General features: G+C 71.8%; 9 protein-coding genes and 1 tRNA gene. 6 read left to right on the top strand and 4 right to left on the bottom strand.

The genetic code is table 11. The features are described from left to right. The first annotated feature begins 111 nt into the window (after positions 1-111). Positions 112-1,521, top strand: a complete 1,410-nt coding sequence (locus ABEE00_RS18865; RefSeq protein ID WP_345746696.1) for a tyrosine-type recombinase/integrase — start codon at positions 112-114, stop codon at positions 1,519-1,521. A 142-nt stretch (positions 1,522-1,663) separates the two neighbouring features. On the opposite strand, the gene ABEE00_RS18860 is transcribed toward ABEE00_RS18865, so the two are convergent. Further along, positions 1,664-1,750, bottom strand: a tRNA-Ser gene (locus tag ABEE00_RS18860). Positions 1,751-1,819: 69 nt separating this feature from the next. Beyond that, positions 1,820-3,409 (bottom strand): S1C family serine protease, encoded by a 1,590-nt coding sequence (locus tag ABEE00_RS18855; RefSeq protein ID WP_345746695.1) that lies wholly within the window; start codon positions 3,407-3,409, stop codon positions 1,820-1,822. A gap of 201 nt (positions 3,410-3,610) precedes the next feature. On the opposite strand from ABEE00_RS18855, the gene ABEE00_RS18850 reads away from it, so the two are divergent. From ABEE00_RS18850 to ABEE00_RS18840, 3 genes are all read left to right on the top strand, one after another. Continuing rightward, positions 3,611-4,510 (top strand): glycerophosphodiester phosphodiesterase, encoded by a 900-nt coding sequence (locus tag ABEE00_RS18850; RefSeq protein WP_345746694.1) that lies wholly within the window; start codon positions 3,611-3,613, stop codon positions 4,508-4,510. A 117-nt stretch (positions 4,511-4,627) separates the two neighbouring features. After that, positions 4,628-5,281 carry an ATP-binding protein gene (locus ABEE00_RS18845; protein WP_451918617.1) on the top strand — a complete coding sequence of 218 codons (654 nt, stop codon included), beginning with the start codon at positions 4,628-4,630 and terminating at the stop codon, positions 5,279-5,281. Positions 5,282-5,510: 229 nt separating this feature from the next. Further along, on the top strand, positions 5,511-6,479 hold the full coding sequence (locus tag ABEE00_RS18840) for a DUF5926 family protein (protein WP_345746692.1): 969 nt from the start codon (positions 5,511-5,513) through the stop codon (positions 6,477-6,479). A 234-nt stretch (positions 6,480-6,713) separates the two neighbouring features. Here ABEE00_RS18840 and ABEE00_RS18835 read toward each other — a convergent pair whose 3' ends face one another. Further along, the gene (locus tag ABEE00_RS18835; RefSeq protein WP_345746691.1) at positions 6,714-7,460 is read right to left on the bottom strand and encodes a hypothetical protein; all 747 of its coding nucleotides are present in this window, start codon (positions 7,458-7,460) and stop codon (positions 6,714-6,716) included. A 193-nt stretch (positions 7,461-7,653) separates the two neighbouring features. After that, positions 7,654-8,397, bottom strand: a complete 744-nt coding sequence (locus tag ABEE00_RS18830; protein WP_345746690.1) for a bifunctional DNA primase/polymerase — start codon at positions 8,395-8,397, stop codon at positions 7,654-7,656. A gap of 456 nt (positions 8,398-8,853) precedes the next feature. On the opposite strand from ABEE00_RS18830, the gene ABEE00_RS18825 reads away from it, so the two are divergent. Next, the gene (locus tag ABEE00_RS18825) at positions 8,854-10,449 is read left to right on the top strand and encodes a PP2C family protein-serine/threonine phosphatase (RefSeq protein WP_345746689.1); all 1,596 of its coding nucleotides are present in this window, start codon (positions 8,854-8,856) and stop codon (positions 10,447-10,449) included. A gap of 190 nt (positions 10,450-10,639) precedes the next feature. After that, positions 10,640-12,079, top strand: coding sequence for an aminopeptidase P family protein (locus tag ABEE00_RS18820; RefSeq protein WP_345746688.1), 1,440 nt, complete (start codon positions 10,640-10,642; stop codon positions 12,077-12,079). Positions 12,080-12,117 lie beyond the last annotated feature (38 nt).

Raw genomic sequence — 12,117 nt, 5'->3', positions numbered from 1 at the left:
CGCGGGGGCGGTGGGGGGGGCCGGGGGCGCCCCCCGCCCCCCCCAACACAAACACCCAAACCCCCCCGCGCGGCGCCCGCCGCCCGGCCCCCCCCCTTCTCTAGGAGAGGCATGCTCACGTACGACGTTGACGTCTGGACGATTCGGAAGAGGAGCGGCAGGCCGAAGCCGTGGGAACTGCGCTGGCGCGTCGGTGAGCGCTCGCATTCGAGGAGCTACAAGCTCAAGCCTCAAGCCGACGGGCGCCGTTCTGAGCTGATGACTGCTCTGCGGGAAGGCGAGCAGTTCGACGAGGAGTCCGGCCTCCCCGCGAAGGAGCTGGCTGCGCTCAGCTCCCCCACCTGGTTCGAGCATGCGACCGCGTACGTGCTGATGAAGTGGCCGCGCCATGCCGCCAAGCACCGGGCGGGGATCGCCGAAGCGCTCGCCATCGTGGTGCCGACGCTGGTCACAAGCACCCGTGGGGCGCCGGACCGCCAGGTGATGCGGGACGCTCTCTACCAGTGGGCGTTCCGCGCGGTCAGGCAGGAGTCCGGCGAACTCGTCCCCCGCCACCAGGCCGAAGAACCGCCGGCCGACATCCGTGCCGCCCTGACGTGGCTCGCGGAGAACTCCATGAAGGTCAACGCGCTGGAGCAGCCCGAGCTGCTGCGGCCTGCGCTCGACGCCCTGTCGCTGCTGAAGAACGGCAAGCCCGCTGCGGAGAACACCGCCCGCAGGAAGCGCATGGTCCTCAGCAACTTCCTGCGCTACACGGTCGAGGAGAAGGGACTCCTGTCCACCAACCCTCTGCGCCGCATCGACTGGACTCCGCCGGAGGTCGACGACGAGATCGACTTCCGCTGGGTCCCCGGCCCTGAGCTTGCCCGCTCGCTCATCGCCGCCGTGCGCGCGATAGGGCCCCGCGGTGAGCACCTGGAAGCCTTCTTCGGCTGCCTGTACTACGCCGCGATGCGGCCGGCGGAAGCCGCCTCGTTGAAGGAAGCCGACTGCCTCCTGCCGCCGGACGACGAGGAATCGGCAGACGAATGGGGGGAGTTGCTGCTCGGGGAGAGCCGTCCGGAGGTGGGCGGCGGGTGGACCGACGACGGCTCGTCGTACGACACCCGGGGCCTGAAGCGGCGAGCGCGCGGCGCCACCCGCTCCGTTCCCATCCCGCCGGTCCTGGTGCGCATGCTGCGAGCGCACATCGCCCGGTACGGCACAGCGTCGGACGGCCGCCTTTTCCGGGGAGCCAACGGGGGCCGCGTCACTTCGAACGAGTATTGCGACCTCTGGGACGAGGCCCGGAGCAAGGTACTGACGAAGGAAGAGGCAGCCACACCTCTTGCCGACGTGCCGTACTCAGCGCGAGCCGCCGGAGTCTCCCTGTGGATCAAGGCGGGAGTGGACCCCGTAGAGGTAGCGCGGCGTGCGGGCCACAGCATCGCGGTGCTGTTCCGCTTCTACGCCAAGATCCTCCGGGGCAACCAGTCCCGCTCCAACCAGCTCATTGCGAAGGAGCTGGAGGCGGAGAGCTGAGCGCCGATCCTGGCCCACAGATGGCCCACACGCACTGGTCAAAGCCGGGATAGACGCGGAACGGGGTGAGACACCGTGAACGCCGAAGGGCCGCCCCTCCCAGAGGGGCGGCCCTGCTGACCTGCTGGTTCGCTGGCCTCGGCGGAGGCGGTGGGATTTGAACCCACGGTGGTTTTGACACCACGACGGTTTTCAAGACCGTTCCCTTAGGCCGCTCGGGCACACCTCCCCGCGTCACTCGCGGAGTGACGCGGGGACAGCCTAGCTGCTGTGGCGGCTGGTGCGGGAACGGTTCGGATCACTGGTCGCCCTTGCGGGCGCCCAGCGTGACGTCGGTGGTGTGCTCCTCGCCGCCGCGCTGGTAGGTCAACTTGACCTTGTCGCCCGGCTGGTGGGTCCAGATCGTGCCGATCAGGGTCGGGCCGCTGTCGATCGTCGTGTCGTCCAGCTTGGTGATCACGTCGCCCGGCTTGAGGCCGGCCTTGTCCGCCGGACCGCCGCGGGTGACCGGCTCGCTGCCGCCCTGCCCGGTCTGCGCGATCGTGGCGCCCTGCCCCTTCTCCTCCATGGTCACCGTGGCGCCGATGACCGGATACACCGGCGTACCGGTCTTGATCAGCTGGGCCGCGACCCGCTGCGCCTGGCTCACCGGGATGGCGAAGCCCAGGCCGATGCTGCCGGACTGGGACTGTCCGAGGGTGTCGCCGCCGGCCGACTGGATCGCGGAGTTGACGCCGATGACCGCGCCCTGGGAGTTCAGCAGGGGGCCGCCGGAGTTGCCGGGGTTGATGGAGGCGTCGGTCTGCAGCGCGTTCATGTACGAGGCGCTGGCGCCCTGGCCGTCGCTGGAGGCCACGGGGCGGTTCTTGGCGCTGACGATGCCGGTGGTGACCGTGCCGGACAGGCCGTACGGGGCGCCGATGGCGATCGTGGCGTCGCCGACCCGCACGTTGTCGGACTTGCCGAGCGGCAGCGGGTCCAGCTTGTGGCCGTCCGGGTTCTTGAGCTTGATCACGGCGATGTCGTAGCCCTGGGCCTTGCCGACCACCTCGGCGTCGTACTTCTTGCCGTCGGAGAAGGTGGCGGTCAGCCGTCCGCCGTTCGAGGCGCCGGCGACGACGTGGTTGTTCGTGACGATGTGGCCCTGCTTGTCGTAGACGAAGCCGGTGCCTGTGCCCTCCTCGCTGCTGCCCGCGCTCTTGATGGTGACGACGCTGGGCAGCGCCTTCGCCGCTATGCCGGAGACGGACTTGGGGGAGCGGTTGAGCGCCTGGGGGTCGGAGCCGCCGGCGGAGATGGTGGTGCTGCCGCCGTCGCCGCGCTCGGCCGCGAGATAGCCGACGCCGCCGCCGATGCCGCCCGCGACCAAGGCCACCACGACCGCGGCCGCGACCAGCCCGCCGCGGCGGCCGCGCCGGGGCTGCGGCCCGGGCGGCGGCGCGGCCCACGGGTCGTGCGGCACGCCGGGGCCACCGGGGCCACCGCCGTACGGACCACCGTGCCCGTACGGACCGCCGGGACCGGGCCCGGGGCCGGCGGGACCGGCGGGACCCGAGCCGAACGCGCCCCACTGCGCAGTCTCCCCAGCGCCGGCACCCGCACCGGCGCCCGCACCCGCACCGGGCTGATGCGGCGGCTCCTGCGGAGGCGGCGGAGGCGTACCGGGCGTCTGCTTGCCGAGGTCGGGACCGGGACCGGAGCCGGTCCGCGAAGGCTCCTGCGGCTCGTCCGACTGCGGCACGTGCGACTGCGCCTGCGACTGCTGCTGCGGCTCCCGCTGCGACTCCCGCGCCCGCTCGTCCGACGCACCGGACTCCGGCACCGCAGGCGACGTGGGCTCCTCCGGTGTCGCCGGATTGGCGGCAGCGCCCTCGTTCTCGGTGCTCACAACTCTCTCCTCAGGTACACGACACGGCAGGGACAGGCGTTCATGTAGTCGGGTTCGCATGTACAGCCTCCCCCATGGCCTGTCAGACGGGCGTAAACCGCCGTGCGTCCGTGGGCAGCCATCCTTTATGCCGTGCAGAACGGCCGCATCCGCTGTGGCTCTCGGGAGCGTCCATCCGGGGCCCGGTGGCACGATAACCCGGTGAGCTATGAGATCCGCGCCGGGTCGGAGACCGCCCCAGCGGGACGCGCCGCCGTCATCGCGCACCGCGGCGCCTCCGACGACGCTCCCGAGCACACCCTCAGCGCCTACCGCAAGGCCATCGAGGACGGCGCCGACACCCTGGAGTGCGACGTACGGCTCACGGCCGACGGCCATCTGGTCTGCGTGCACGACCGCAGGGTGGACCGCACGTCCAACGGGCACGGTGCCGTATCGGCGCTGGAACTCGCCGAGTTGGCGGCGCTGGACTTCGGCTCCTGGAAGGAGTGGCCGGACGCCGACCCGTACGAGTCCCCGGACCTCGAACACGACGCGGGCGGTCCCGGCGATCCCGAGCGCACCTCCGTACTGACCCTTGAGCGGCTGCTCCGGCTGGTCGCCGAGGCCCCGCGGCCCGTCGGCCTGGCCATCGAGACGAAGCACCCGACGCGCTGGGCGGGCCGGGTCGAGGAACGCCTGCTCGCGCTGCTGCGGAAGTACGAGCTGCCGTCCCGCCACACACCCGTACGGATCATGAGTTTCTCCGCACGGTCGCTGCGCCGGGTGCAGCTGGCGGCGCCGGACATTCCGACGGTGTTTCTGATGCAGCTCCTGCTCCCCAGGCACCGCGAGGGGCGGCTGCCGGCGGGTGTGAGCGTGGCAGGGCCCGGAATCCGGATTCTGCGGGCCCACCCCGAGTATGTGGAGCGCGCGCACCGGGCAGGTCACGAGGTGCACGTATGGACGGTGAACGAGCCCGAGGACATCGACCTGTGCCTGCGGCTGGGGGTGGACGCGGTGATCACCAACAGGCCGCGGCGGGTGCGGGAGCGGATGTCGGGGGGCGGGGAGGACCAGGGTCAGGAGGATCAGGGCCGGGGGCCGGGCGGGCCGTTCTGACAATGCTGCCCGAATGAGCCCCTTTTCCTTGGCACTTCACGCGTGTGCGATACGGAGACGCGTAGCGCACATACCTGGGGTGCACCGGCGCATTCGGTTCGCAGTCGATCGTTGCGAGTGCGTCAAGAGACCGTGCATGGCCGGTTTCCCTTCCATGTCCCTGGGGCATTCATCCCCTGGCGTGGGGCAAAGGAGGTCTCGGGGGTGGCGTTGGTGGTGGCACAGGAGGTGCCTGCTTCATCGACCATGGCCGTGCCCCATGGTCCGGCCGGTGTGGGAGAGGCACGGCGCAGGATGCGCGGGGAGCTGCTCTCCGCCGGCGCCCCGGAGGCGCTCGTCGACGACGCCGTTCTGATTCTGTCGGAACTGCTCAGCAATTCGTGCAGACATGCGCGCCCGTTGAGCGACGACCGGTCAATACGGGCCACATGGCGGCGCGAGACAAACGGCGGTCTAAGGATTTCGGTCACGGACGGCGGCGGCCCGACCCGTCCGCTTCCGGCCACACCCTCGGTCACCGCGCGCGGCGGCCGGGGGCTCGCCATCATCACGGCGCTCGCCCGTGAGTGGGGCGTGGAGGAAGACGTCCGTGACGTACGGCAGTTCGGCGCGGCCGATCCCGGTACGGACACCAAGGGCGTGACGGTCTGGGCGGTGCTGGCCCCCGCGGGGCCCGAGCACGCGAACGGCACGGACCTCACCGGCACCCTGCACTCGCCGGCCCGCCTCCCCTTCGACCTGGCAGCGGTGGAGGACCTGGACCTGCGCTGAGCACCTCGCTGAGCGCCCGCTGAACGCCCCGCTGAACGCCGCGCTGAGCACCCCGCGGCAGCGGGCGGTCGCCACGTAACGGCGTACGGGGCCCGGGTCACGGTGTCGGCCCCCTGATACACGCGGATCCCGTCGCGGCGCGGGAGAGCGCCCGCGCAGCGACTACGCTCACGGCGAGACCTATGCAACCGAGGGCAACTCGCCCCGCACACCGGGAGAGCCGCACGCCATGGCCAAGAAGCGCCGTCCCCAGACCAAGGCCGCCGCACCGCAGTACACCGACGGCGAGGTGCCCGTCGTCGGGGCGCGGGAGCCCTGCCCGTGCGGCTCGGGCCGCCGGTACAAGGCATGTCACGGCCGGGCCGCCGCGCACGCCGTCACCGAGCTGGTGCACCGTCCCTTCGAGGGACTGCCCGGCGAGTGCGACTGGGTCGCGATGCGGGAGCTGGTGCCCGCAGCGACCGCCGAGCTCACCCTCAAGGACGGGCTGCCGGAGGGCGTGCCCTCGGTGACCCTCGCCACGGTGCTGCCGATGGCGTGGCCCGCGCTGCGCAGGGACAGCGGCGAGGTGCTGCTCGGCATCCAGAACGACACCCCGTCCGGCGACATCAGCCGCGACCTCGCGAACACCCTCCAGCGCGCGCTGGAGACCGCGCCGGGCAACCCGGTGGACGCCGGGCGCCCCGCGCCCGACGGGCCGCGGCTCCAGGACCTGCTGGACCCGCAGGCGCCGCTGGTGCCGGACGTGCACAGCGGCTTCGAGTTCTGGCTGGAGGACGCGGAGCAGGCGACGGGCGAGGTCGCGGCCTCCCTGGAGCGTGCGAATTCGGCCGCTGTTCCGACCGCCAGGCTCTCCGGGGTGAGCGGCGCCTACTGGTGCGAGACGCCGGAGAAGAACCACCTGCGGTGGGTGATGGACCACCCCGAGGAGAAGCTGCTCGACGCGCTGGCCAGGCTGCACGCGTCCGGGGCCTCCTCGCTGGGCGGCGAGACCCGCCTGGTGGGCTCGTTCCGGGCGCACGGCCTGACCGTTCCGGTGTGGGACCTGCCGAGCGAAATGACGGCGGAGGAGTGCGAGAAGCCCGCGGCGGCCTTCGCCGAGCGGCTCGCCGAGGCCCTGGAATCAGCCGCGCCGCTTACCGCCGACGAGCGCAGGGCGCGCAGTGGTCTCACCAACCGACAGGTGACGCTGAGCTGAGCGTTATCGGGCGATTCGGCAACGTTTCTGTGGAGAATCAAGGCGGTGACCCCGGTCACACGGGGTCGCCAACTTGCCTCTCTGGCAAGAGAATCGGCGTCCGGATCTGCGCGATCGAATTTGCGAACGGCAGATCTCTTGTTACCTTTCTAAGTGCCCGGTCGCTGGTGCATCCCCCGTCGCCAGCGACCGGGTTTCTTCATGGCCGGAAGCCTATACTCCCGTCCAACTTCCTCAGCGCTGCCGGTGGTTGACCGCGTTACTTCCCGCGCCCCCGCCATTTCCCGCGCTCTTGGAGTTGCTGCCCACCCGCAGCAGCATCTTCTCCTGATCCCGGTCCGCGATCTCCAGCACCGCGGAATACCCCGGCTTTCCCTTGTCCGGCGAGAGCACGCCCCCGCCCACCGTCGTCCTGCGCGGCGTCTCGCAGGTGCCGGGCCCGCCGCTGACCGGCAGCTCGCAGTACGCCTGGAGGGTGTGGCCGTCGGGGCGCATCAGCGTGAGGACGGCGTGCAGCGGGTCGTCGGTGGCGTTCCTGTAGTACGCGCGCGCCCATGTCCTGCCGCCCTCGCTGAGCACGCAGGTCTGCGCCTGCACGCCCTGGGGAGCGGTGAGTTCGGGACCGCAGGAGGTCACGGGGCGACCGTCGCCCGCGACGCCGTCGGGCAACTGCGAGCCCACGTCCGAGAGCAGCTCGCCGGGGTCGGCGCCGTTCTTCCCCGCGTCCCCCTTGCCCGGCTCGTGGTGGCCGTGCGGCGCCTCGGGGCCGCCCGCGGCGAGCAGCGGCCTGGTGGAGGAGGGCGCCGGCGAGGGGCGGGGAGAGCGCGCCGCGTCGGAGGACGGGGACGTCGGCGAGGAGGGTCCTGCTACGGCGGCGGCCAGCGGCAGCGCGACGGCGAGCACGACGGCCCCGGAGAGGGCGATCAGCCGGATCCTGGAACCGGTCGCCGTTGGGGAAGGGGGCTGCTGCGGCTGGGGCATGGCGGGACCCTCGGGGAGCGGAAGGCGCGCGAGTGCGCGAGGGGGACGGAGTGGGGCGAACCTATCGGCAGGAACGCCGCGTTCCGCGCACACCACCGCCCGTTTCCCGTACAACTCCGGCGGTCTCCACCCGTACGAGCGAGGCGCACCGCAGCATCGCGGTGCGCCCCCGCGCCCCCGGGAGCGGGGGCGTTCAGTAGCTGAGGGTCTCCGGGTCGGGCGCGGTCGCGCTGGCCTCGACCAGGGTCTCCAACAGGCTCTCCATGCGCGGCAGGAAGGGCTTCCCGCCGGTCTCGCGGCTCACGGCCGGCTGCCGCTCCCAGCGGACCTGTCCGGGACCCGTCTGCGAGGGCGGCAGCGCGACGTAGCCGCCGGTGCCGTGGAAGCGCAGCGAGCTGGGCACCCAGTCGCAGGCGTAGAGGAGGTCGCCGAGCTCCTCAAGACGGTACGGCGCGACGAGCAGCGAGAAGCGGGTCGGCGTCGCCACGACCGGGCCCGTGCGCACGCCGAGCCGGTCGAATTCGGCCAGTGCCCGCGCGCCCGCCACCGCCGGCAGGCTGAGGGCGCACGGCGCGCTGCCGCCGGTGGCCAGGATCACCGGCGCCTGCGGCCTGTTGGTCCACCACCAGCGCACCATCCGCGCGTCGGTGGTCGCCGCGAGCAGCACCGGGTCGAAGGGGTGGGCGCCCGGCACCACGCACCCCGGATCGGGGCAGGAGCAGGCCGGCGCCGCCGGTCGGGGCGCCGCCGAGCCCGCGCCCCGACTCCCCTTGCGGGAACGGCGTTTGGACTGCGGCTGCGGTGCGTCGGCGGATGCGGGGGAGGCCGCCAGGGCCGCGCCGGGTACGACGGGCCACTGCCAGCGGGTGGCACAGGTGAGCGCCGCATCGCGCAGCGATGACCGGGTCATGCGTCGCCTTCCGAGGATCTCGCGCATATGCGCTCGTTCCTTTCCGTAAACGCCAACGGATCGTCTCGTCCGAGATCGTCTAGCCCATCACACCACGTTGATCTTTCATCACTGCGCGTACAGAGCAGCGCATCATGCCGCAGGCCGAGCGTGGAACATGGCGGAGGGTGGCGCGCATATGGCGCTTGCGCTACGTCGTTCTGCCACCCTGCTTGCTTGGTGCATTCCGCGGTTACGGGAGTGGGGCGGGGCCGCCTCATCTATGGACGCTGAGGCCTCCCACCGGGTTCCGTACCCGCGAGAGCCGCGCCAACGCTCCCCGGAGTCACCGCGGGCAGCCCGTTGCACGCGGGTTTGCGGAATGGCCCCAGTCGACAGCAACTCCCGCTTCCCGGGGAACATTTTGCGCCAACTTTGCGTTGAACCGGCCTGCCCGCGTGCAGTCACCGCAGCACCGTCGACACCATTTGTCGCGCCCGAACGATGCTGGACATGGCCTCATCAGGGCGTGTACATCTGGAAGCACTGGTAGCGGAGCAGCATGACATGGGGGTTTGCGATGCTATTGAGGGTTATGAACCGCAACGAAGGCCCGCGCCCATGAGCTCCCGTAGGCCGCAGAAAGTGGCCGGAATCAAACCTGCCATTTCCCCTCCGCAACAAACTGCGCCCGCTTCCCCCGAGTCCCGCGCGGAGCAGTCCCCCGAGCAGCACGCCGGGCAGACGGCGGCGCACCCCGAGGCCACCCATGACCGGATGGCCGAGTGGATCACCGACCTCAGCTCGCTGCAGGAGCTCTTCGACCGGCTGACCCGGACCTCCACCCTGGACGATGCGCTGCACGAACTGCTGCGGGCCGGGGCCACCCTGGTCGGCGCGCAGCGCGGTCTCGTCGCCCTGGAGCCGGCCGACGGCAGGGGGCCCGAGCGCACCGTGGGCCTCGGCCTCGGGCGCGCCGACATCGGTCACATCGAGACCGTCCCGCGCGGTTCCGCCGCCTACACCCGCCTCCTCGACGGCCTCCCCGAGCCGGGCACGTACGAGGCGGAGGCGGAGGAAAAGGACGAGGCGGGCGACGAGAACGAGCCGAACGCGCAGGGCCCGCCGCCGGAGATCTCGTACCCCGACATCGCCACCGACGACACCCTCGACCCCCGGCACCGCGAGGTGGCGGCCCGGCTCGGCTACGCCGCCAGCTACGCCGTACCGCTGAGCACCCCCGACGCGCGCCGGATCGCCGCGGCCGTCTGGCTCTACGACGAGCCGGCCGAGCCCAGCGAGCGGCAGCGCAGGCTGCTGGGGATGTACATCGGGCACGCCGCCGAGCACATCACGCGGATGCTGGAACTCACTCGCGCCCGCGAGGACTTGGCCGAGCTGCGCGAGGACCTGCTGCCCGCGCGGCTGCCCCGGGTGCCCGGGGTGCAGCTCGCCGTGCGGCACAGCGCCGGGCCGCAGGGCGGCGGCGACTGGTACGACGTGCTGCCGCTCCCCGAGGGCGCGCTCGGGCTCTCGGTCGGCGGGGTCACCGGCAGCGGACCGAGCGCGATCGCGGCGATGGGCAGACTACGCGCGTCACTGCGGGCCTACGCGGTGATGGAGGGCGAGGACCCGGTCGCGGTGCTCTCCGACTTGGAGCTGCTGCTGCGGCTGACCGAGCCGGCCAGGTCGGCGACGGCGCTGTTCGGCTACGCGGAGCCGGCCCAGCGCAAGATCACCATCGCGGGGGCAGGACACTGCCCGCCGCTGGTGACGGGGCCCGAGCGCACCGAGTTCGTGGAGACCACGCTGTCCGCTCCGCTCGGCATGCTCGCGTGCTGGGAGGCGCCCAGCGTGGAGCTCGCGCTCGGCGAAGGTGAAACGTTGCTGCTCTACAGCGACGGGCTGCTGCACCGCGCGGGCGGCGAGCTGGAGCGCGGCTTCTCGCGGCTGCACTCGGCGGTCGCGACGGCGCCGCCCGCCACCCGCTCGGAACCCGAGGCGCTGGTCGACCACGTACTGCGCACCCTGCTGCCGGACGGCAAGGCGACAGCGCAGGACCACCCCGAGGACGTCGTGCTGCTGGCCGCGAAGTTCTGACCGGCGTCGGGAACCGGCGCTTGCATCGGCGTCGGCGCTGACGCCGGTTTTAGCGGGCCTCCCGTACCGTCTGCCCCCTCTCCAGCCGTTCCGGCGGCCGAAGCCGGAAATGTCACAGGTGTGTGACTGTCTTCCTGCTTACACGCGGCCATACGATGGAGGACGGTCTTACACAACTGAGGAGGCACACGTGGCGGACGCCGCTGAGGAACAGCCGATCAAGCAGCGCAAGAACGGTCTGTACGCCGGTGTCTCCGACGAGCTCGCCGAGAACATGCGGACCGGCTGGGCCGACACCGAGCTGCACGACCTCGAGCCCGTGGCGCAGGCCGCGGAGACGGCACAGCGCAGGGCGCGGCTTTCGGAGCGGTTCCCCGGCGAGCGCCTGGTGATCCCTGCGGGCAACCTCAAGACCCGCTCCAACGACACCGAGTACCCCTTCCGCAGCTCCGTGGAGTACGCCTACCTCACCGGCAACCAGACCGAGGACGGCGTCCTGGTCATGGAGCCCAAGGAGAGCGGCGGGCACGACGCCACGCTCTACCTGCTCCCCCGCTCCGACCGTGAGAACGGCGAGTTCTGGCTCGACAGCCAGGGCGAGCTGTGGGTCGGCCGCCGCGACAGCCTGGACGAGGGCGCGAAGCGCTACGGCCTGCCCTGCGAGGACGTGCGCACCGTCACCGACGTGCTGCGCTCCAAGGGCGGCCCGGTGCGCGTCGTGCGCGGCTCCGACGCGGGCGTGGAGAAGGCGCTGACCGACAAGGTCACCGCCGAGCGCGACGAGGAGCTGCGCTCGGTGCTCTCCGAAATGCGCCTGGTCAAGGACGCCTTCGAGGTCGGCGAGCTGCAGAAGGCCGTGGACTCCACGGTGCGCGGCTTCGAGGACGTCGTGAAGTCCCTGGACAAGGCCGAGGCCACCTCCGAGCGGTACATCGAGGGCACCTTCTTCCTGCGCGCCCGCGTCGAGGGCAACGATGTCGGCTACGGCTCCATCTGCGCCGCGGGCCCGCACGCGACCACGCTGCACTGGGTGCGCAACGACGGCGCTGTGCGCTCCGGCGACCTGCTGCTGCTCGACGCGGGCGTGGAGACCCACACGCTCTACACCGCGGACGTGACCCGCACCCTGCCGATCAACGGCCGCTTCACCGACTTCCAGCGGAAGATCTACGACGCGGTGTACGAGGCCCAGGAGGCGGGCATCGCGGCGGTCAAGCCGGGCGCCGACTACCTCGACTTCCACCACGCGGCGCAGCGCGTCCTGGCCACCAAGCTGGTGGAGTGGGGCCTGCTCGACTACGACGTGGAGAAGGTCCTGGAGCTCGGCCTCCAGCGCCGCTGGACCCTGCACGGCACCGGCCACATGCTCGGCATGGACGTGCACGACTGCGCGGTCGCGCGCCGCGAGACCTACGCCGAGGGCACCCTGGAGCCGGGCATGTGCCTGACCGTGGAGCCGGGCCTGTACTTCCAGGCCGACGACCTGACGGTGCCGGAGGAGTACCGCGGCATCGGCGTCCGCATCGAGGACGACATCCTGGTCACCGAGGACGGCAACCGGAACCTGTCCTCGGCGCTGCCCCGTTCGAGCGCGGACGTCGAAGCATGGATGGCGGGGCTGAAGGGCTGAGCCCCGGCTCCGGCGCCGGCCGGCGCCGGAGCTCCCGC

This window comes from Streptomyces odontomachicola (assembly GCF_039605595.1).
In the GTDB taxonomy this organism is placed as follows: domain Bacteria; phylum Actinomycetota; class Actinomycetes; order Streptomycetales; family Streptomycetaceae; genus Streptomyces.
Note: the sequence above shows the minus strand (reverse complement) of the source record. Positions and strands in the feature narration are given on the sequence as shown.